Below are 19,323 nucleotides of genomic sequence, written 5' to 3'. Positions count from 1 at the left end.
TCACCCCAATCGAGTTCGAGATAATCAACTCAGAGGCCGCTCACGCGGCCTGAAAACCCCAAACAAGACGAGTCAACCAAACCGTCAGCAGTCCCCTACGACCCTCGTCGCCGGTGTGATGGGGGCAGCTCAAGTGCTGGCGGCGGGAGCGATGTTTCAGGTCTGGTGGAGGCTGATGCGGAAGGACCCGGCTCCACGTGGCGGTGTTTCTGCATACACGCGCTTGAAGACCAGCGCGATCCTCGTCGGGTCGTGTGGAGTCCTCACGATCACCGGCCTCGTCGTCCTGCACACGCTGACTCCAGGTTGAGTGCGTTCGGTGAGGGCGCAAACGTTCGCTCGCGCACCGCGTCTCGTCACTTTCCCGTAACGCATGACCAAACAGCGTGATATTTCGGCGCGATCATCGTCTATCTCAGTAGGAGGGTGTGACGGATGGAATCTGAGGGTGCGGGCGCGAGCCATGCGTTGATGACGGCGCGCCGAGCCTTCGAGGTGGCCGGCGAGTTCGTGTGGCGCTTCGCGAAGCGTGCCGAAGGCAACGATCTGATCCGGCTCATCAGCGACACGTCTCTTGGGGAGAGCTCGGGGCCGCACGACCCTGCCGCCTGGTGGGACTGGGTCTCGAGCGCGGATTGGGTCGACGCGGGCAACGAACCGCAGACCGGAGCCGACCCGGCGGATTCATGGATGAGCGACGACCGCGTGTTCGTGATGCCCGAGCCGCGCGAGGTCGAATACGAAGAACAGGGGTCGACCGAGCTGTCGCTCGCGGAGGCGTTCGTCGTGATGACGGAGTTCGTCGGGCGGTTCATGAGTCGATACGAGCAGAACAGCATCGACGACCTTCTGGAGGTACTGAAAGTCGGGGCAGACGACGAGGTGGATGCTGTCGCCTGGCGCAACTGGGTGTCATCGGTCGGCTGGGTTCTGCACGGCAACACCTTGCGCAAGTGCACGTGGAGTGACGTGCTGAGCTTCTCGCTCTACGTCTTCATGCCTCCGGAGCTCGCTGTACCGAAGTCGTTCTACGAGGTCGACCCGGAGAGCAACGAAGGGGGATACCGTGATGTCCGCGCGCAGTGGGTGCATCTGCCCCAAAAGCGAGGGGTGAGCGATCTCGGGTTGGCACTCGCTCCCTTATTGCCCGATCTGCACGCGTTGTCTGCCGTCGACGGCGTCATCATCGATCTCGTCGTGTGGCTCGACTCTGTGGGCGATCCGGTCGGAATCACAGCGGATGCCGAGGCGCTGTCGGAACTCGTCCCGCTGATCCGCGACATCTGGATCGAGTCAGAGCCGCGTAACGAGCGTGACAAGTCGCTGGTCGACGAGATCGTGGTGCGTTCGAGCATCCGTGGTCTTGCCTCGTTCTTGTCGAACGACGCCGGCGAACGACAGGACATGCTCATCGCCAGCGTGCGGGAGGTCGCCGCGGAGTCGACCGGGGGAGTGATCGAGATCGAGCTGATCCCGCGGTCGGGGAAGGCAGGGCTCGTCGTCTACCGCTCGATCCTGGAAGACGTCGTGGCCGCGGGGCACAGCGTGCGGATGGTGAGTCGGGGATGAGTCAGGTCCCTCCGGATGCAGAACCGATGCGCGGGGCACCTGGGAACGGAGCCGCGCGACGCTTCACACCCGGCATCCGTCTGGCTGCGCGGCAGGTGTTCGCCGTAGTGCTGACGGCGTTCGCGTATCTGGGGTTCGTCTTTTTCGCGCTGACGGTGTCCGTCGCTTCATGGACGCCAGCGCTCGCAGCCGTCTGGGATCAGGTAGAAGAAGAGCAGCGTCAGGCGTTGACACGCAACATCGCAGGGTTCCCGCGTACGTTCCTCGTCGTCGCCGTCTGCATGATCGCGCGGTTCGTTCTTCGAGCCAGCGGAATCCCCTGGCACCTGTTCGCGGGCGGGGTCGTGATCGCGTCGTGTGGCGGATTCACCGTGTGGGCCTCATACCTCGTAGGGGAGCTCCAGCTCCAGGGGTGGGCCGTGGGCGTACCGACCTGCCTGTCCGTCGTGAGTCCCGTGCTCGTGGTGGTCGGTGCGATCTGGCTCGTCATCCGTCGCATTGGAAGGCCCGAGGTGCCGCCATCCGTGTCGTCCGGTGCAGAAGAAGGGATGCTGCCGCGATGGAACCAATGATCTTCGTCGGGTTGGCGATCGGGCTCAGCTCGGCAATCGTCGCTGTCATGCTGCGGCTTCCTCGCGAGTCTCCGGCGCTGCGGACCCATGAGTACGAGCTCGAGCCCCATATGCATCGCGTGCTGCTCGATGGGGTCGGGCGAATACTGGACGAGGCTGCGCACTACCTTCCCGCCGAGAGCCTTGTGCTCGCTCGGCAGATCTTCGAGCGTGGCGAGGGTTCGAACACCCTCGACGAACTTGCGTGGGTGATCGTGCGGCATGAGCAGCCCGTTCCTTCGAGCCTGATCCGGAGCCTTCGAGCCTGCTTCGTTGAACTGGCACCGACTGACGTGCTTCCCGCGGCGCTGGATAAATTCGCGATCGAACGCGCAGACGGCGAAGCCGATGACTCCGCCGCGCTCGTCGAACTCGGAGCCCTCGTCGAGTTCTCTTCAAAGAGCATGATTGCGGTTGACGCACGAGACCAGCCCCACGCGCAGATCGTTGCCGACTATCTCCTCGCCGCCGAGCGTGACTTCGGTGTGGTCTACGAAACGTCGCGGTCTGGCTCGGAATCGGGCGGAGGAGCACGATGACTAAGAATGCTCGAAACCAGGCTGGCTTGCTGGCGGAGTTGGCGCACGCGGGCTATCCAGTCTCCTCGCTCGATGAGCTGCGCACGTCCGGCTGTCGGTATGTCGAAGCCGTGCCCATCCTTCTCCGGGAGCTTGAGCGCGAAACTGAACCTCGTACGAAAGAGTGGATCGTCCGGGCGCTGAGCGTGCCGTGGGCAAAGCCCGCAGCGATTGAGCCGATGCTGCGCGAGTTCCGTGACCATCCGCTGGGGCCCGACCGGCTTGATGGCTATCGATGGGCGGTCGGTAATGCGCTCTGGGTTCTTTGGGATGACAAGTATTTCGATGAGTACATGCGCCTTGGTGCCGACGAACAATTCGGTAGGGCGAGGGAGATGCTCATCCTCGGGTTCGAGCGATCCAAACGTCGTGCCGAGGCGAGTGAGTTTCTGCTCGGCCTCCTGAGCGACGCGGACGTCGAAGGCCACGCGATCTCCGCTCTCGCGAAATTGGCGCAGTCCGCTGCTCGCCCAGCCCTCGAGGAGGCATCCGTTCACCATCCGAAGACGTGGGTGCGCAACGCAGCCAAGCGAGGAGTCGCGAAGATCGATCGATTGGCGGAGGGCAAGAGCAGATGACGGTTATCAACGACCTCCCATTGGAATTCGGGCGCGCAGAATGACGTACGAACTCGAGATTCCGATCGCGACGCTGAGGCGCGCTTCTCGGATACTCCTGCAGCACCTCGAAGATCTTGTGGGCGATTCGGTGACGGTCGGCGACGACTATTTCTGGTCAATCCCAGCGTCCGAGCAGTACGACGTCTCTCGCAGCCCGCAAGAGCTCACGATCGGGCAGCTCTCCGAAACGATGGGGAATCTCGATTCGTTCGTCGCCGACCCGGATTCCTCGATCACCTACGGGCTGGTCTGGCTCTCCGACGTCCTTCGTGCGGTCGGGCAGAAGAGTGGCGAGGCTGCTCCAGGGGGTGCGGGATGATCGACCGCCTCGCGTCACTACGAGCACTCATCGCCCTGCAAGGACCTGTTCCCCAGCTGCTCACCGACGCACACACCTACGACCTTGAGCCCGGCGCTCTGGTCGATCTGACTCTCGCCGATGTGCGGCGAGCGCTCGCCCTCTACGCGTCGAAAGATGTTTCGGCGCGCGAACTCGAGGACTGGGCCGAGGCGATCCACACGGCCGAAGACATCGAGCTCGACGAGACGCATCGGGCGGAACTCGCTCAGATTCTGTTCGAGCTCTCGACGCCGGCGCTGTTCGGTGGGATGGCGGAAGCGGTCGAGTCGATCGGCTGGCGGCTCTCACCCGAACTCCGCTTCTTCGACGCGATCGTGCGGGCGGTCATGCTGGAGGGCGAGGAGTGGAGCACCCGCATCATCAATGCCGCCGTGGATGCTCTCGTCGACGGTCTCGACAGCCCGAGTCTGGCTGAGCTCGCGGGGCAATCCGCCGACGACGACCAGGCAGCGACCGAACGGCTGCTCGTCGCCGCCTGCGAAGAGCGGGGCATTCCCTACCCTCCGCGCCGGGAGCACTGGGAACCCCGTGAGATCGACGGTCGGCGTTGGGCGCGGATTGCCCGCGACAGCATCCGCTTCTCCGTCGAGCCGTCGGAAGACACCCTCAACGATTTCGAGCTGTACATCTTCGTCAATGAGGTCGATGTCACGCTTGGTCTCGGCGCGGGGCTCGCCCCGATCACCGCATTCTGGCCGTCGAACCCGTTCGACGTATCTGATCAGCCTCGCCGTGTTCCGATCGCGATGTGCCCCGGATGCGGTGATATCGGCTGCGACTCGACCTGGGTCGACATTCGGCGCGATGGCGAGGCTGTGCACTGGGACTGGGTCGACTTCATCCCTTACGGAACTGATGCCGGCGCATCCTTCAGCGCCGCGGACTATGATGCGGAGGTCGCACGCATCCGTGTCGACCGTTCGTGGGAACGGCCGCAAGACACCGTCGCGCGCCTTGTTTATGAATCCGTCGACCTCGAACTTCTGCGTCAGAGAGGTCTGAGGCTCAGCTGGGTGGCCGAGCTCTACACAGACCCGACGAAGATCAGCGTGAGCCTGTCATCGCCGCACAGCAGGGGCGAAGCGGAGCATCCGTTTCAGGTGTTCCTGCGCTTCCCGTGGAACCAGGTCGACGCTGAACCGGTGGCCCGCGCGATCCTGCGCACGCTGGCACAGTCGCCGGAGCTGTGGCGCGCGACGTACTCGATGAACCGGCCGGACGACGCGACCTACGTGCCGCCGATCGCCGGAGCGGGGTGGCGACGACGGGGAAGTGCGGATGTTCCCCCAGAGACCGGGACGGAGGAGGCAGTGAGCGCGGCCAAGACGGAGGAGGCAGTGAGCGCGGCCGAGACCGAGGAGCGGTGGGCCCCGTGGCTGAGCGCGTATGTCTTCAACCCCTCCTCGCGGGATGCGACTCTCCGCGAGATCGAGAACGTGGAAATTCGCGCCGACAACGCGAAGATCATCGCGCGTACTGTCGCCACAACGGCGATCGTCGCACTCGGCGCGGGCATACTTCTCGGCGTTGTCGCACTCTCGAACCAGATGGAGGATTCATCCGGGTGGATGCGCCTGCTTTTGCTCACATTCGGACTGCTCGCAATCCTTGGGCTCGGACTGTCCGTGTGGCGAGAGGGCGGCCGGCACGTCGAGGGCGTGGAGGTGACTCGGGCGCGAGCTATGGACGCGCTCGAGAACGACCGCACGAAGATGCTGCCCCGGTCGATCTTCCGCGAGCTCTACGTGTCGAGCCGAGCGAGCGACGAAGACGTGTGGAGTGCGGCGCAGCAACTCCACGCGCTCAACGAGGCATGGGTCGAGTACGCCGAACTCAGCGGCAGCCCCAACCTCACGCTGTGGCAGGAGATCCAGATTCTCGACGCCGAGGAGTCGGCGCGGGCAGTGCTCGACGCGGTGGGCGAGCTGTTGAATCCGGGATCGACGACGTCATGAGGATCGATTTCTGGGATTCCGCGATGCGGGAACGGACGCCCTCAAAGCTGCGCGTGGTCGAAGACCTGGTGAGTCAGAATTTCGCGGGCTCCGCAGAACTCGCGGGTCAGATCGAGGGCTTACGCGTTGCGAGCATCGACTCGAACGGCAGCCTGCGCCTCGCAGTCAGCGGTGGCCCCCCTGCACAGGTGCGATTCCGCGTGCCCGTCGAGGCAGAGTACGACGATCGCGATGGCGTCGTGGTTCATGTGCTCGTGCACGTCGTCAACGGGTATCTCGATGAACTCGAGGTCTATCGCGAAGACGGCGGCAGGGTGGTGATTCCTGTCGTGGATCACCAGGACTGGAGGATTGATTGTGTCTCACGCTAGACATCCCGCACCCGCCTTCCCCGGCTTTCGGCTCATGCTCGCAAGTTCGGTGGGCATACGAGATGGCATGGCGCTGGAACTGTCGCGCGTCGACGGACCCTGCGTCGCCGAGGTCTTCGAAGACAGCGACACGCTCCAGCGTACGGTGACGCTCTTCGAGCCGGGTGTTCCGCTCGACGCAATCGAGTGGCTCTTGGACGAGGCGAGGCGGGGGCTGTGAACGATCGGAGGGGCATCTCCTGCCGCGCACCGGTTCCCCTGTCGTTCTAGCTGAGCCGTCGGCATCGGAAGGCACTCGATGAAGGCTGGCGACGCTGTTCCTGAAGCGCGCATCGTCGACAGCATGCGTCGTGCGGTTGATCGGTTGGGCGTGTGATGGAGCGAAGCCGCAGATGCGGCCAATGGTGAGTATAGGAGAACAACAATGAATGATCAGACGTGGAGTGCTCCAGCGCAGCCGGGGCATCCGGTCGGATACCCGACTGGGAGTCCGACACCGCCTCGCACGTTCCCGCGCGTCGCGGCCGAAACCGACTCCCGTACCATCTGGGTGTGGCTGCTCATCGCGGTATCCGTGCTGGGTCTCGTGCCGTCGATCTGGGTCTTTTACGAGTTCATGCGTGTGATGCTTGCGAGCGCTTCGCTGTCCCCGACTGGCGCGAATTCTGCGGCGATCGATCCTGCGCTCGCCGACGGCTTTGCTCAATGGTTCGTGCTATCGATCGTTCTCGGGTGGGCATCTGTCGCGGTCGTGGCATGGTTCGCTGCGCTGGATGCCCGTGTGCTCAGGCAGCGCGGATTCGTACGACCCTTCCACTGGGCGTGGAGCCTGCTCACGCCGCTCGTCTATGTGATCGGGCGGCACGTCGTCGTCCGTCGACGCGGGGGGAGCGGGGCGGCGCCTCTGGTCGCGACGATCGCGTCTCAGGCGGCGGTCTTTATCGGCGGTAACGTGCTGTTGATGAGCATGATGGCGCGCTTCTTCGCCGACACCATCCCTCAGGGCTAGCTGCCCTCGACGAGGCTGGTGATCAGGTAAATGAGCCCGTGTCCCACGACGGGAAGTGCGCGCATGGCGATCATCCCTCCACGAGACTGGTGATCGCCGGGTCGCGTCGCGCGACCTCGACCGCCGTCGCAACGATCACGCGACGCATCGCCGATACGGCGACCGCGGGGGTCACATCCGACCGGTGCGCGAGGCTGACCGTGCGGGTCATCATCGGGTGCGACAGGCGCATCGACCGCAGCTCCGGGCGATCGAGCAGCACCATGGCGGGCACGACGGCGACGCCGAGACCGCGTTCGACGAACCGCAGCACCGCATCCATCTCCGCGCCGGCGAGCACGGGCACGGGTTCGAGGCCCTCGCTGCGGAACGCGGCATCCGTCGTCGCACGCAGTTCGTAGGTCTCGTCGAAGGTGATCAGCGGCAGGGTCGCGAGCTCGTCGAGACCGATGGCGGATGCCGTCGACAGGGGTGGCTGCGCCGCAGACGACACCACGACGAGTTCTTCGGTGAGCAGGGGCATGCGCGTCAGGCTGACGCCCGCGGGAGGTGGGCCGGCCGACTCGGTGATGAGTGCCATGTCGACGGCGCCGATGGCGACCTGTTCGACCAGTGCGCGAGACCCGGCCTCGGCGAGTTGCAGCTCGATGCCGGGGTGGGCGACGTGGAACGCCGCGAGCGCTTCGGCGACGAGGCTCATGCAGAGCGTGGGCGGTGCTCCCAGACGCACGCGTCCGCGGCGGATGCCGGCGAGTTCGCCCATCTCCTCACGGATCGCATCGGCCTCGGCGAGCATGCGCTGGGCGCGGGGGAGCAGGGTCTCTCCCGCGGAGGTGAGAGCGATGTGCCCGCGCGCCCGGTGGAACAGCTCGGCGCCCAACTCGCGTTCGAGCGTCGAGATCTGGCGGCTCAGCGAAGGCTGCGCCAGATGCAGGTACTCAGACGCTCGCGTGAAGTGGCCGAGGCGAGCGACCTCGACGAAACCGCGGAGCTGCTCGAGGTTCATGGTCATAGCGTACCTACATGGTTCGAAGAGAAACTATGCATTGGAGTTATTAGGATCACCTAACTAGCGTCGAATTCATGAGTACTCGCGAACGTCAGATCTCCACCACGGTCCTCGTCATCGGCACCGGAGGATCCGGGCTGCGGGCGGCGATCGAGGTCGCCGAACACGGCATCGACGTGCTCGCCGTCGGCAAACGTCCGAGGCAGGATGCCCACACCTCTCTGGCCGCCGGCGGCATCAACGCCGCCCTCGGCACCATGGACGCCGAAGACAGCTGGCAGCAGCACGCCGCCGACACCATCAAAGAGAGCTACCTGCTCGCCAACCCCCACACGGTCGAGATCGTCACCCAGGGCGCCGAGCGCGGCATCCGCGACCTCGAACGCTGGGGCATGGACTTCGCCCGCGAAGACGACGGCCGCATCTCGCAGCGCTTCTTCGGTGCGCACACCTTCCGCCGCACCGCCTTCGTGGGCGACTACACGGGACTCGAGATCCAGCGCACGCTGGTCGCCCGCGCCGAGCAGCTCGACGTGCCCATCCTCGACAACGTCTACATCACCCGTCTGCTCGTGCGCGACAACGTGATCTTCGGTGCCTACGGCTTCGACCAGGCCGACGGCACGCGCTACCTGATCCACGCGGATGCCGTCATCCTCGCCGCGGGTGGACACAACCGCATCTGGCGCCGCACGTCGTCTCGCCGCGACGAGAACACCGGTGACTCGTTCCGCCTCGCCGTCGACGCGGGTGCCCGTCTGCGGGACCCCGAGCTGGTGCAGTTCCACCCGTCCGGCATCATCGAGCCTGAGAACGCCGCCGGCACGCTCATCTCCGAAGCAGCACGCGGAGAAGGCGGCATCCTGCGCAACGCCCTCGGCGAGCGCTTCATGCCCAAGTACGACCCCGAGCGCCTGGAGCTGTCGACCCGCGACCGCGTCGCGCTCGCCGCGTACACCGAGATCAAGGAAGGACGCGGCACCCCGAACGGCGGCGTCTGGCTCGACGTGTCGCACCTGCCGCGCGAGACGATCATGAGCCGTCTGCCCCGCGTCTACCAGACGATGATGGAGCTGCAGATGCTCGACATCACCACCGACCCGATCGAGATCGCGCCCACCGCGCACTACTCGATGGGCGGCGTATGGGTGCGACCCGAAGACCACCAGACCGACGTCGACGGCCTCTACGCGATCGGTGAGGCATCGAGCGGCCTGCACGGCGCCAACCGCCTCGGCGGCAACTCGCTCATCGAACTGCTCGTCTACGGACGCATCGTCGGGCAGGCGGCGATGGCGCACGCCGCAGCCCTCGACGCGCAGAAGCGGTCAGCGGATGCCGTCGGCCAGGCGCGAGCCGAGATCGACGACCTGCTCTCCGCCGACGGACGCGAGAACGTGCGCGCCCTGCAGCGCGCCATCCGCAACACCATGACCGAGCACGCCGGAGTCGTGCGCTCGGAGGAGGGGCTGCTGGCCGGCCTCGCCGAACTCGACATGATCGAGGGGCGCACGGAAGACATCGGCATCCACCCCGACATCGCCGGGTTCCAAGACCTCGCGCACGCCTTCGACCTCAAGGCGTCGGCGCTCGCGGCCCGCGCGACCATGGAAGCGGCGCTCGAACGACGCGAGACCCGCGGATGCCACAACCGCAGCGACTTCCCCGACACCGACCCGACGCTGCAGGTGAACCTCGTCTGGTCGCCGACCGAGGGCGTGACGCGAGAGTCGATCCCCGAGATCCCCGAGGAGATCGCCGAGCTCATGCGCGAGGTCGACACCGAGGGCAAGCTCGTCGAGTAGCAGCATCCGCTCGTCGGGCTGTGGCGCCAGCCACGCACCGTGAGGGGTCAAGACACGCCGCAGAGCGGCTTCCAGTGAAGGCGTGTCTTGACCCCTCACATGAGTGGCGAGGGTGACGGAGCGCCTCAGTCGGCCTGCGGCTCCTCGGTGTCGATGACGCCGATGCCGACCGCCTCATGGTCGGGCTCGGGCTCGTCGCGCTTCGGGGCCTTGGGCTCTTCGCCCGGGTCTTTCTCGGTGCTCGGCTCTTCGAGCTCGTCGTTGCTGGGGATCTCGCTCGGGTCGGCGTCTTCGGGTGATTCCGCCTCGGCGGGCGTCGTCACCTCGCCCTCGGAGGTGTCCGACGCCGGCGTGGGAGTGGGCGCCTGCGCCTCGGGCGACAGGTCGTCGGTCGGTTCCGGCTCGGGGGTGCTGTTCGTCATGATCGTCCCTTTCGGCAGTTGTCGAGTCGGCAGTTGTCGAGTCGACAGTGGCGGTTTCGGCGTTGTCGATCAGGATGCCGTGACCGCGGGCCGGTTTGAAGGGGCTTGACGAGCGGTCAGAAGTGCATCTGCTTGAGGGTGCCGTACTTGATGACGATCTCTTCGAGGTCGGAACCGTTCGTGTACTCGAACCGGATGTTCTTGCCACTGCCGTTGGCGAGCACGATGTCGGGCCCGTTCGAGAACAGCAGGGTGGTCCACGGCGAAGTCCAGACGCTCGCGCCCGCAGCATCCCGAGCGGTCACGTCCTGAGCATCCATCGCGATCTCGACGATCTTGTCGGATCCCTTCACGCGGAAACTCGCGGGGAACTCGCTGTTCTCCCACTCGCGGAAGTACGCGGTCATGCCACGCTTCGCCTGCGGCCAGCCCGCCCGAAGGCTCTGTCCGATGCGCGACACGTGCACCTCGTGCGGTGCCGGCTCGCCACTCTCGTCGATCTCGGTGATCGTGAGGCTGCCGCCGATCGGGTACGTCTGCCGGAACAGTTCCTGTTGGCGCTTGTCGTCGGCGGCGAGGTCGGTGCTCGCGAGAAACGGCTGCTCGCCGATCCAGTCGGTGCGCACTGTCCAGGTGCGGGTCGTCGCATTCTTCTTGCGGCGTGAGCTGAGCACACCGAACACGACGATGCCGATCAGCACGAGAACGCCCACGCCGAGGAAGATCAGGATTCCGGTGTCATCGCTCACCCGCTCAGAATAGTGGGCCACTGGTTAACGGCAGTGAACCGGGATCGCGAATCCGGCGTAGCCTGGACGGGTGACAGCGTACGTCTCGGCCTTCGACCTCTTCTCCATCGGAGTGGGGCCCTCGAGCTCCCACACGGTCGGACCGATGCGGGCCGCCCTCGACTTCGCCCAGCGGCTCAGCGCTTCGGGTTCGCTCGGGTCCATCGCCCGCGTGACGTGCACCCTGTACGGCTCTCTCGGCGCCACCGGCATCGGGCACGGCACCCCGGATGCCGTCGTCGCCGGGCTTCGCGGACTCTCGCCCGAGACCTGCGACCCCGCCGACGTGCGCTCGGCCTGGACGACCTATCCCGCAGGGACGCCGCTGCTCATCGCGGGTGAGCACGAGGTGGCGTTCGCGAAGGAAGACATCGTCTTCGCCCCGCGCACCCGCCTGCCGGGGCATCCGAATGCGATGACGCTCACGGCCTCCGGGGTCGACGGTGCCGTTGTCGCCGAGGAGACCTACTATTCGGTCGGTGGCGGGTTCATCCGGCGCGACGGCGAAGAGGCGGCGGTCTCGACCGGCGGGTTCCCCTATTCCTACGCGGATGCCGCGTCGCTGCTCGCACTCTGCGACGAGCACGGACTGTCGATCGCCGAGGTCGCGCGCCTCAATGAGACCTCCCTCCGCAGCGAAGCCGAGGTCGCGGCCGGGCTCGACGCCATCTGGGATGCGATGGCGAGCTGCGTCGAAGCGGGGCTGCACGCCGACGGTGTTCTGCCGGGCATGCTCAAGGTGAAGCGGCGGGCCGGCATGATCCGCGGACAGCTCGATGCTTCGGAAGCTGACGGACACCGCGAGCTGCCGGGCGAGTGGCTCGGCGCCTTCGCGCTCGCGGTCAATGAAGAGAACGCCGCCGGTGGACGCGTGGTCACCGCGCCCACGAACGGGGCCGCCGGCATCCTCCCCGCCGTCGCCATGTACTGGTGGCGGTTCCTCGCCGACTCGGGACTCGGCGCGGGCAACGCGGTCACCCCCTACGGCGAGCTGGTCGGCAGCGCACTGCTCGGATTCGGACCGGATGCCGTCGCCTCCGACATCGCGAGCGGGCTCGACGAAGAGCACACCGCCGAAGCGAACCGCCGCCGCGGCATCCGTCGTTTCCTCTTGACGGCCACCGCGCTCGGATCGCTGTTCAAAGCCAACGCCTCGATCTCGGGAGCCGAAGGCGGATGCCAGGCCGAGGTCGGATCGGCCTGTGCGATGGCCGCGGGCGGACTCACCGCCGTGATGGGCGGCACCAACCGCCAGATCGAGAACGCCGCCGAGATCGCGATGGAGCACCACCTCGGACTCACCTGCGACCCGATCGGCGGACTCGTGCAGATCCCCTGCATCGAACGCAACGCGATCGCCGCCTCGACGGCCGTCACCGCCACGCGGCTCGCCCTGCGCGGCGACGGCAGCCACTACGTCTCGCTCGACGCGGTCGTCGAGACCATGCGCCAGACCGGCCTCGACATGTCGACCAAGTACAAGGAGACCAGCGAGGGCGGCCTCGCGGTCAACGTCATCGAGTGCTGAGGCTGCCCGCTCGAGAGGCCTGTCTTCGGCCGTCGGGCGGGAGCATAATCACTGCATGGGCGACGACATCGCGGTCGAGATCGCGCAGCTTCGCGTGCGGCGTGGTGCGGCGCAGGTCTTCGACGGGATAGATCTCACGATCCCTCGCGGTCAGATCACTGGTCTTCTCGGGCCGTCGGGATGCGGCAAGACCACGCTCATGCGCTCGATCGTCGGCGTGCAGCAGATCGCGTCGGGTGACGTCACCGTGCTGGGAGAGCCGAGCGGGTCGCCCCGACTGCGCCGCCGCGTCGCCTACGGAACGCAGGGCGCGGCCGTCTATCCCGACCTCAGCGTGCGGCAGAACCTCGCGTACTTCGCCGCGCTGCTGCAGGCGCCGAAGGGCGATGTCGAGCGCGTGCTCGGCGAGGTCGGGCTGCAGGCGCAGGCCGCGCAACGCGTCGAATCGCTCAGCGGCGGGCAGCTGAACCGGGTGTCGCTCGCGATCGCGCTGATCGGATCACCGGAAGTCGTGGTGCTCGACGAACCGACGGTCGGGCTCGACCCGGTGCTGCGCGCTGAACTGTGGGAACTCTTCCGCGCACTCGCCGACCGCGGGGTCACCCTCATCGTCTCGAGTCACGTCATGGACGAAGCCCTGCGCTGCGACCGACTCCTGCTCATGCGCGACGGACGCATCATCGCCGACACCACCCCGCGCGGTCTGCTCGCCGACACCGGCACCGACGACGCCGAGGCCGCCTTCCTCGCGGTGATCGAACGTGACACGGCGGCGACGGCATCCGCCCCTCCTCCCGTCGGCGAGACGCGACGTTCCCGACGCGCGCACCGCGCGGAGGCGGCCGAATGAACGGGCGACGGATGCTGGCGACCGCGGGCCGCGTGCTCGGTCAGCTGCGCCACGACCCGCGCTCGATCGCCCTGATGCTCGTGGCGCCGAGCTTGCTCGTGGGCCTGTTCGCCTGGCTGTTCAGCGATCAGAGCGGGGTGTTCGACCAGTTCGGCGGGGCGATCCTCGCGCTTTTCCCGTTCATCGTGATGTTCCTGATCACCTCGATCACCACGCTGCGCGAGCGCCGGTCGGGCACCCTCGAACGTCTCATGACGACGCCGCTCGGCAAGGCGGACTTCATCGTCGGATACGCGCTCGCGTTCGGACTCATGGCGGTGCTGCAGGCCGTCGTGACCGTGGCCTTCGCGGTGGGCGTGTGCGGGCTCGATGTCGAAGGGGCGCTGTGGCAACTCGGACTCGTCGCCGTCGTCGACGCCCTGCTCGGCACGGCGCTGGGGCTGCTGGCGAGCGCGTTCGCACAGACCGAGTTTCAAGCGGTGCAGTTCATGCCGCTGCTGGTGTTTCCGCAGATCATCCTCGGCGGGCTCTTCATGCCGCGCGACCAGATGCCCGATGTTCTCTTCGCGATATCGGACTGGTTGCCTCTCAGTCACGCGATCGATGCGATCAACGCCGTGACGGCGGGCGACGAGGGGTGGGACGTGTTCGGCCCGCTGCTCATCGTCGTCGCGTTCGCCATGGGAGCGCTGGTTCTCGCGTCGCTGACGCTGCGCCGGCGCACGCGCTGACCGGCGCGGCGCTGACCGGGGCGGGGTGAGCTCAGCGCGCGGCGCGGTTCTTGGTGTGCCGGGTCGGTGCCGTGGCCCAGGGATCTTCCGGCCACGGATGCTTCGGGTAACGGCCCCGCATCTCGGCCCGCACCTGCGCATAGGGTCCTGACCAGAACGAGGTGAGGTCATCGGTGACGGCGAGCGGGCGTCCGGCGGGGGAGAGCAGGTGGAAGAGCACGGGCACACGGCCGTCGACCAGCCGGGGAGTCTCGGCCCAGCCGAAGCACTCCTGCAGCTTCACGGCGACGACGGGCCGGGCATCCGGATCGTCGGGGTCCGGATACGCGATGCGGATGCGGGAACCGCTGGGCACCTCGAGTCGCTCGGGCACGAGCTCATCGAGGTGCGCCGCCTCGGGCCACGGCAGCAGCCGCCGCAGCGCGGAGGACAGGTCGAGCCGTGACGCGGGGGTGCCGCCCGCCAGAGCATCGAGCTCCGGTGCGAGCCAGGTGTCGAGGGCGGAGAGGAGTCCGGCATCCGAGACATCCGGCCACGGCGATCCCAGCTCGCGGTGCAGCAACGCCAGCCGGCTCCGCAGCTCGGTGGCTGATGCCGACCAGGTGAACATGCTCAGCCCCTCGCGCTGCAGCGTGCGGCGCACGGCATCCCGCCCCTCGGCAGCCGACGCCCGCACCGGCGCCGAGGAGCGCAGGATCGCGCCCACGCGGCGCTCGCGACGAGCCTGGATGCGACCCCCGACGAACTCCGCCTCGACGCGGTCCGTGAGCAGGTGGCTCGCCGCCCGCTCCATCTGCTCCTCCGAGAGCATCGCTGCCGACCGCACGACGGCACCCGAGCCGGCTGCGGCGCGCCCCGACGCACGCGTGACGTCGGCGATGGCCAGCCACTCGACGGCCGCGAGCGAACCGCTCACCCCGGCGCGGGTGCCGGACGCGAGCAGGAACGTCGCCCCATTCGCCGTGCTGTCGACGCGGCGGGCGATCCGCTCGGGGAACGCCAGCGCGATCACCAGGCCGACCCCGTCGAGGTCGGAGCGCACGCCCGGTGCAGACGCGGTCATGCGCTCGAGGCGATCCGCATCGCTGCGCCAACGACGTGCCTCCGGCGTTCGCCCGCCTCGCAGTGCGATCAGCGCCTGAGCCACATCGGAGTCCGCGGTGCGCACGTCTCCGCCCAGCAGCGCGACGACCTCGGCGGCGAGTCGGGAGCCCACCACCGGACTCCCGTCACGCAGAGCGCGGGCGAGCCGCGGATCGGTCGGGATGCGAGCCAGGGCGCGGCCCTCGGAAGTCGCACGGCCCTCGTCATCGATCGCGCCCAGGCCGTGCAGCACCGTGATGGCATCGGCCAGGCTGTCGGCGGGCAGCGGATCGATCAGCCGCAGACCCGCCCCGCCCGGCGCTCCCCAGCAGGCGAGCAGCAGTGCTGCGTCCGCAAGGTCGCTCGAGGCGATCTCGGGAGTCGGGCGAGCGGGGGCCGTGGCGTAGGTGCGTTCGTCGACGCAGCGGACGACGGTCCCCGGCCCCTGTCGGGTGGCGCGACCGGCACGCTGCACGCTCGACGAACGGGAGGCCACGGCGGTCACGAGCCCCGTCATCCCGCGCGCCGCATCGCGCTGCGGAGAGCGGGCCAGGCAGGTGTCCACCACCAATCGCACACCCGGAACGGTGAGCGACGATTCCGCGAGCGAGGTCGTGACGATGATGCGGGCAGGTTCCTCCGGGCGGCGGCCGCGGATCACCGCATCCTGCTCGGCTGCCGGCATCCGACCATGCAGCTCCCGCACGTCGAACACGTCGGTCGCGTCGCGGATGCGGCGGGCGATCTCCGACACCTCGCGTGCGCCCGGCGCGAAGACCAGCACATCGGCCGCAGGATCGTCGCGGTGCAGATCGAGAGCAGCGGATGCCGTGGTGCGAGCGACGTGATCGAGGAACGCCCAGGTGACTCCGCGTTCGTCGAGGCGCGGTGCGGGACTCGGGGCCCACCGCTCGGTGAGCGGGAAGGCGGGAACATCGTGGTCGACGATCGGAGCAGGCTCGTCGTCCGTGCCGATCGCGGCGGCGATGCGCTCGGCATCGAGAGTCGCCGACATGGCGATGAGTACGAGGTCGTCGCGCAGCTCGCGCACCTCTGACAGCAGTCCGATCAGCAGGTCGGTCTCGAGCGCGCGCTCGTGCACCTCGTCGATGATCACCGCATCCACTCCCGCGAGGCCGGGGTCATCGAGCAGGCGGCGCAGCAGCACACCCGCCGTGACGAATTCGACCCGCGTCTCCCGGGTGACCGCGCGCTCGCCGCGCACGGTGAAACCGACGCGCGTGCCGAGCGGTGAGCCGTCGAGCTGGGCGAGCCGGCGCGCGGCGGCCCGGGCGGCGACGCGGCGCGGCTGGGTGACGATCACGCGGCCGGAGGAGCGCGACGCGAGCAGCGGCGGGACGAGCGTGGTCTTGCCCGTGCCGGGCGGGGCGCTCACGACCACCGAGGTGCTCGTGTCGAGCACAGCCTGGAGTTCATCGACGGCCGAAGCGAACGAGAGCCCCGCGCCGATCGTGGCGAGGTCGAAGGCAGCGGGCGTCATGCTCCCAGTCTGCCCGGGTGGGAGACGGTGGTGTGGCGGCGCGGGCGTACCCAACTCAGGAAAAACACACGGGATCGGGCCGGATCGGGGCGCAAACGGGGTGCGCGGCGGCGTCTGTCCTGAGTTGGGTACGCGGTCGGCGCGGGAGTCTCGGCGGGGAGCGGTGCATAACTCCTCAGAATGGGGTCGCCAGGGCCCGAAACCCCGGGAACGGGGGTCGGCGCGTCGGTTCTGAGGAGTTATGAAACCGACGCGGCGACGAAAAAGCGGATGCCGCGACCGAATCGGCCGCGGCATCCGCTGGGAACTGCTGTCGACTACTCCGCGTCGTCCGCCGCGGGCGGCGGCGGAGTAGTCGGAGCCGGCACGCGCGGTGCGGCGGCGGGTGCCGGAGCGGATGCTTCGGCCGAACCTGCACCGAAGGCGCGGCCGACGGCCTGGCCCTGGATGATGCCGGCGAGGTCGAGCCCGGTCGCCGAGTGCACGGTGTCGAACACCGAGCGCATCGCCACGGCACTGTCGGCGCCGATGACCTGCGAGGCGCCATCGTCGGACGAACCGCCGATGATCGACACGTTGCCGATCGCGGCGTAGCCCTTCGAGAACTCCGCCATGATCGACGGCAGAACGTCGAGCACACGCTGCGACAGGAACGCTTCCTGGTTCGAGGCGATGGCCTTGGCCTCTGCCTCGAGCGCGGCCGCACGGGCGTCACCCTCGGCGCGGATGGCGTCGGCTTCGGCGTTGGCGCGCAGGCGTCGGGCTTCGGATTCGGCTTCGGCCTGCGAGCGCAGAGCGTCGGCGTCACCGGTCGCCTTGGCGACGGCAGCCGCAGCTTCACCGTCGGCACGGGCCTTGTCGGCCTGGGCCTGCTGCTCGGCGATGCGGGTGCGCGCCTCGGCCTGCTTGACCTGCTCGATCGCAGCGGCCTCTGCGGCCTTCTCACGCGTGTACAGCTCGGCCTGGGCGCGGGTCTCGGCCTCGTACCGCTGCGCGTCGGCGACGCGCTTGACGTCGGCGTCGAGCTGAGCCTGCTTGTTCTCGGCCTGCTGCTGCAGAACGGCCTGCTGAGCCTGCTCGCGGGCGAGGTTCTCGGCCTGCTCGGCGGCGGCACGGGCACGGCCGATGCCGGCGTTCGAGTTGGCCGTGTTCGTGTCGAGCGCGGTCTGCTCGATCAGGTTGGCTTCCTGGTTCGCGATGAACTTCTGGTTGATCGCACGGTCGGCGTTGGTCTGCGAGATCTCGGCCGACTGACGCTTCGCCTGGATCTCGGGTGCACCCAGCGACTGGATGTAGCCGACCTTGTCGGTGATGCCCTTGATCTGGAACGAGTCGAGGATGAGTCCCTGCTCGGCGAGCTCCTGCGAGACGTCGGCGGCGATCTGGTCGGAGAACTTCTTGCGCTCGCGCATCAGTTCGACGACCGAGAGGGTCGCGACGATTCCACGCAGGGCACCTTCGAGCTGCTCGGTGGTGAACTGCTCGATGGCCTTGTCCTGCGAGGCGAAACGCTCGGCGGCACGACGCACGTACACGGGGTCGGAGCCGATCTTCACGATCGCGACGCCGTCGACGTTCAGCGTGACGCTGTCGAGCGACTGGGCTTCGGCGTTGAGGGAGACCTGGCGCGAACGCAGCGAGATGATCTCGTGGCGCTGCGTGATCGGGTTGACGAGGGATTTGCCGTTCACGATGACCGTGACGGGAGATTCCTCCATCTCGGGGCGGGTCGATGCGGTGCCATCGGGCAGGACGGTCGCGATGGTGCGTTGCACCTTCTGCTTGCGTCCTGAGATGACGAGCGCTTCATCGGCGCGGGCGACCTTGATCCAGCTGCGTGCGAACAACAGCAGGATGAGCAGTACGACGACGACGATGACGACGGCGATGCCGACGATGACGAGGATGCCGACGATTCCGGCGATCTCCATGGATGACCTCCCTGATTCCCCCCCGTAAGGGGAAGTCTGCGTTCCCGCGACGTGCGGGACTCAGCACCCACCCTGCCAGATCACAGGGCCGGATGCCTCGGGGAGAACTCCCCGTGTCAGGAGTTGCGGAGCTTCTCGGCGAGCGTTCGCAGCGTGCGCAGCTCCTCATCGTCGAGCGAAGACATGCGCTCGGCGATCGATCGACCATGCACGGTGGCCAGGGCGCGGAAGGCTCGGGCTCCGGCATCCGTCGCCGTGATCAGCGAACCGCGACCGTCTTCGGGGTCGGGGCACTTGGTCACGAGTCCGCGGGCGACCATGCGCTCGACGAGGCGCGAGACGCTCGGCTGGCTGATGAGCATGTTCGCCGTGACGTCGCGCAGACGCGCCGTGAGGTCGGGGGAGCGGGTGACCGTGAGGAGCACGTCGTACTCGGCCTGCGCCAGGTCGGAGCCTTCGAAATCGGCGAGCATGTCGTGGAACAGCTCATGCTGCGCGCGGAACAGGCTCTCCCATGCTGCCAGGGCGAGCTTGCGATCGGTCATCCTTACAGAATACCGGGACGAAGGGCAACAGTAAGGGCCGATCGGAGAGGCTCCCG

The 19,323-nt window shown here is 67.5% G+C and carries 19 protein-coding genes and 1 pseudogene; 14 read left to right on the top strand and 6 right to left on the bottom strand.

Translation table 11 applies throughout. The annotated features are described in order from the left end of the window. The 10 genes and pseudogenes from ACIOSY_RS14045 to ACIOSY_RS14000 all read left to right on the top strand — a co-directional run. Window positions 1-310, top strand: a pseudogene (locus ACIOSY_RS14045) (hypothetical protein); the annotation flags it as partial. Between the two features lie 125 nt (window positions 311-435). After that, complete coding sequence (locus ACIOSY_RS14040; protein WP_400854294.1) at window positions 436-1,569, top strand: hypothetical protein; 1,134 nt, start codon at window positions 436-438, stop codon at window positions 1,567-1,569. A gap of 26 nt (window positions 1,570-1,595) precedes the next feature. Next, a complete protein-coding gene (locus tag ACIOSY_RS14035; RefSeq protein ID WP_400854292.1) occupies window positions 1,596-2,141 on the top strand; it encodes a hypothetical protein in 546 nt (181 codons plus the stop codon). Further along, window positions 2,138-2,719 carry a hypothetical protein gene (locus ACIOSY_RS14030; protein WP_400854290.1) on the top strand — a complete coding sequence of 194 codons (582 nt, stop codon included), beginning with the start codon at window positions 2,138-2,140 and terminating at the stop codon, window positions 2,717-2,719. The genes ACIOSY_RS14035 and ACIOSY_RS14030 overlap by 4 nt, the downstream gene beginning before the upstream one ends. Beyond that, window positions 2,716-3,336 carry a hypothetical protein gene (locus ACIOSY_RS14025; protein ID WP_400854288.1) on the top strand — a complete coding sequence of 207 codons (621 nt, stop codon included), beginning with the start codon at window positions 2,716-2,718 and terminating at the stop codon, window positions 3,334-3,336. Before ACIOSY_RS14030 ends, ACIOSY_RS14025 begins: the two co-directional genes overlap by 4 nt. A 40-nt stretch (window positions 3,337-3,376) precedes the next feature. Then, on the top strand, window positions 3,377-3,697 hold the full coding sequence (locus ACIOSY_RS14020) for a hypothetical protein (RefSeq protein ID WP_400854286.1): 321 nt from the start codon (window positions 3,377-3,379) through the stop codon (window positions 3,695-3,697). Further along, window positions 3,694-5,694 carry a hypothetical protein gene (locus tag ACIOSY_RS14015; protein WP_400854284.1) on the top strand — a complete coding sequence of 667 codons (2,001 nt, stop codon included), beginning with the start codon at window positions 3,694-3,696 and terminating at the stop codon, window positions 5,692-5,694. The genes ACIOSY_RS14020 and ACIOSY_RS14015 overlap by 4 nt, the downstream gene beginning before the upstream one ends. Next, window positions 5,691-6,065 (top strand): DUF6984 family protein, encoded by a 375-nt coding sequence (locus tag ACIOSY_RS14010; RefSeq protein WP_400854282.1) that lies wholly within the window; start codon window positions 5,691-5,693, stop codon window positions 6,063-6,065. The genes ACIOSY_RS14015 and ACIOSY_RS14010 overlap by 4 nt, the downstream gene beginning before the upstream one ends. Window positions 6,066-6,132: 67 nt before the next feature. Then, the gene (locus ACIOSY_RS14005) at window positions 6,133-6,285 is read left to right on the top strand and encodes a hypothetical protein (RefSeq protein WP_400854280.1); all 153 of its coding nucleotides are present in this window, start codon (window positions 6,133-6,135) and stop codon (window positions 6,283-6,285) included. A 204-nt stretch (window positions 6,286-6,489) separates the two neighbouring features. After that, the gene (locus tag ACIOSY_RS14000) at window positions 6,490-7,074 is read left to right on the top strand and encodes a hypothetical protein (RefSeq protein ID WP_400854278.1); all 585 of its coding nucleotides are present in this window, start codon (window positions 6,490-6,492) and stop codon (window positions 7,072-7,074) included. A 70-nt stretch (window positions 7,075-7,144) separates the two neighbouring features. Here the strand turns inward: ACIOSY_RS14000 and ACIOSY_RS13995 are convergent, their stop codons facing one another. Then, window positions 7,145-8,086 carry a LysR family transcriptional regulator gene (locus ACIOSY_RS13995; RefSeq protein WP_400854276.1) on the bottom strand — a complete coding sequence of 314 codons (942 nt, stop codon included), beginning with the start codon at window positions 8,084-8,086 and terminating at the stop codon, window positions 7,145-7,147. A 71-nt stretch (window positions 8,087-8,157) separates the two neighbouring features. On the opposite strand from ACIOSY_RS13995, the gene ACIOSY_RS13990 reads away from it, so the two are divergent. After that, window positions 8,158-9,888 carry an L-aspartate oxidase gene (locus tag ACIOSY_RS13990; RefSeq protein ID WP_400854274.1) on the top strand — a complete coding sequence of 577 codons (1,731 nt, stop codon included), beginning with the start codon at window positions 8,158-8,160 and terminating at the stop codon, window positions 9,886-9,888. A gap of 125 nt (window positions 9,889-10,013) precedes the next feature. Here the strand turns inward: ACIOSY_RS13990 and ACIOSY_RS13985 are convergent, their stop codons facing one another. Then, window positions 10,014-10,310 carry a hypothetical protein gene (locus tag ACIOSY_RS13985; RefSeq protein ID WP_400854272.1) on the bottom strand — a complete coding sequence of 99 codons (297 nt, stop codon included), beginning with the start codon at window positions 10,308-10,310 and terminating at the stop codon, window positions 10,014-10,016. A 116-nt stretch (window positions 10,311-10,426) separates the two neighbouring features. Next, window positions 10,427-11,059, bottom strand: a complete 633-nt coding sequence (locus tag ACIOSY_RS13980; protein WP_400854270.1) for a hypothetical protein — start codon at window positions 11,057-11,059, stop codon at window positions 10,427-10,429. A gap of 70 nt (window positions 11,060-11,129) precedes the next feature. Between ACIOSY_RS13980 and ACIOSY_RS13975 the strand changes: the two genes are divergently transcribed. Genes ACIOSY_RS13975 through ACIOSY_RS13965 form a run of 3 tightly spaced genes read left to right on the top strand, consistent with a single transcriptional unit; the run spans window position 11,130 to window position 14,207 of the window. Continuing rightward, complete coding sequence (locus tag ACIOSY_RS13975) at window positions 11,130-12,626, top strand: L-serine ammonia-lyase, iron-sulfur-dependent, subunit alpha (RefSeq protein WP_400854268.1); 1,497 nt, start codon at window positions 11,130-11,132, stop codon at window positions 12,624-12,626. A gap of 55 nt (window positions 12,627-12,681) precedes the next feature. After that, window positions 12,682-13,476, top strand: coding sequence for an ABC transporter ATP-binding protein (locus ACIOSY_RS13970; protein WP_400854266.1), 795 nt, complete (start codon window positions 12,682-12,684; stop codon window positions 13,474-13,476). Next, window positions 13,473-14,207 (top strand): ABC transporter permease, encoded by a 735-nt coding sequence (locus tag ACIOSY_RS13965; RefSeq protein ID WP_400854264.1) that lies wholly within the window; start codon window positions 13,473-13,475, stop codon window positions 14,205-14,207. Before ACIOSY_RS13970 ends, ACIOSY_RS13965 begins: the two co-directional genes overlap by 4 nt. Before the next feature lie 31 nt (window positions 14,208-14,238). Here the strand turns inward: ACIOSY_RS13965 and hrpB are convergent, their stop codons facing one another. From hrpB to ACIOSY_RS13950, 3 genes are all read right to left on the bottom strand, one after another. Further along, on the bottom strand, window positions 14,239-16,791 hold the full coding sequence (gene hrpB, locus ACIOSY_RS13960; protein WP_400854262.1) for an ATP-dependent helicase HrpB: 2,553 nt from the start codon (window positions 16,789-16,791) through the stop codon (window positions 14,239-14,241). A gap of 317 nt (window positions 16,792-17,108) precedes the next feature. After that, window positions 17,109-18,722, bottom strand: a complete 1,614-nt coding sequence (locus tag ACIOSY_RS13955; RefSeq protein WP_400854260.1) for an SPFH domain-containing protein — start codon at window positions 18,720-18,722, stop codon at window positions 17,109-17,111. A 116-nt stretch (window positions 18,723-18,838) separates the two neighbouring features. Next, on the bottom strand, window positions 18,839-19,267 hold the full coding sequence (locus tag ACIOSY_RS13950) for a MarR family winged helix-turn-helix transcriptional regulator (RefSeq protein WP_400854257.1): 429 nt from the start codon (window positions 19,265-19,267) through the stop codon (window positions 18,839-18,841). Between the last annotated feature and the right edge of the window lie 56 nt (window positions 19,268-19,323).

Source organism: Microbacterium sp. NPDC087665 (assembly GCF_044743285.1).
Taxonomy (GTDB): domain Bacteria; phylum Actinomycetota; class Actinomycetes; order Actinomycetales; family Microbacteriaceae; genus Microbacterium.
Note: the sequence above shows the minus strand (reverse complement) of the source record. Positions and strands in the feature narration are given on the sequence as shown.

What these genes read in the sequence shown, in the direction of transcription:
- ACIOSY_RS13970 (WP_400854266.1), top strand. Translation starts at nt 12,682, where the DNA reads ATGGGCGACGACATCGCGGTCGAGATCGCGCAGCTTCGCGTGCGGCGT.
- ACIOSY_RS13995 (WP_400854276.1), bottom strand. Translation starts at nt 8,086, where the DNA reads ATGACCATGAACCTCGAGCAGCTCCGCGGTTTCGTCGAGGTCGCTCGC.
- ACIOSY_RS14025 (WP_400854288.1), top strand. Translation starts at nt 2,716, where the DNA reads ATGACTAAGAATGCTCGAAACCAGGCTGGCTTGCTGGCGGAGTTGGCG.
- ACIOSY_RS13955 (WP_400854260.1), bottom strand. Translation starts at nt 18,722, where the DNA reads ATGGAGATCGCCGGAATCGTCGGCATCCTCGTCATCGTCGGCATCGCC.
- ACIOSY_RS14040 (WP_400854294.1), top strand. Translation starts at nt 436, where the DNA reads ATGGAATCTGAGGGTGCGGGCGCGAGCCATGCGTTGATGACGGCGCGC.
- ACIOSY_RS14035 (WP_400854292.1), top strand. Translation starts at nt 1,596, where the DNA reads ATGCGCGGGGCACCTGGGAACGGAGCCGCGCGACGCTTCACACCCGGC.
- ACIOSY_RS14010 (WP_400854282.1), top strand. Translation starts at nt 5,691, where the DNA reads ATGAGGATCGATTTCTGGGATTCCGCGATGCGGGAACGGACGCCCTCA.
- ACIOSY_RS13990 (WP_400854274.1), top strand. Translation starts at nt 8,158, where the DNA reads ATGAGTACTCGCGAACGTCAGATCTCCACCACGGTCCTCGTCATCGGC.
- ACIOSY_RS13965 (WP_400854264.1), top strand. Translation starts at nt 13,473, where the DNA reads ATGAACGGGCGACGGATGCTGGCGACCGCGGGCCGCGTGCTCGGTCAG.
- ACIOSY_RS14015 (WP_400854284.1), top strand. Translation starts at nt 3,694, where the DNA reads ATGATCGACCGCCTCGCGTCACTACGAGCACTCATCGCCCTGCAAGGA.
- ACIOSY_RS13985 (WP_400854272.1), bottom strand. Translation starts at nt 10,310, where the DNA reads ATGACGAACAGCACCCCCGAGCCGGAACCGACCGACGACCTGTCGCCC.
- ACIOSY_RS13950 (WP_400854257.1), bottom strand. Translation starts at nt 19,267, where the DNA reads ATGACCGATCGCAAGCTCGCCCTGGCAGCATGGGAGAGCCTGTTCCGC.
- ACIOSY_RS14005 (WP_400854280.1), top strand. Translation starts at nt 6,133, where the DNA reads ATGGCGCTGGAACTGTCGCGCGTCGACGGACCCTGCGTCGCCGAGGTC.
- hrpB (WP_400854262.1), bottom strand. Translation starts at nt 16,791, where the DNA reads ATGACGCCCGCTGCCTTCGACCTCGCCACGATCGGCGCGGGGCTCTCG.
- ACIOSY_RS14030 (WP_400854290.1), top strand. Translation starts at nt 2,138, where the DNA reads ATGATCTTCGTCGGGTTGGCGATCGGGCTCAGCTCGGCAATCGTCGCT.
- ACIOSY_RS14020 (WP_400854286.1), top strand. Translation starts at nt 3,377, where the DNA reads ATGACGTACGAACTCGAGATTCCGATCGCGACGCTGAGGCGCGCTTCT.
- ACIOSY_RS14000 (WP_400854278.1), top strand. Translation starts at nt 6,490, where the DNA reads ATGAATGATCAGACGTGGAGTGCTCCAGCGCAGCCGGGGCATCCGGTC.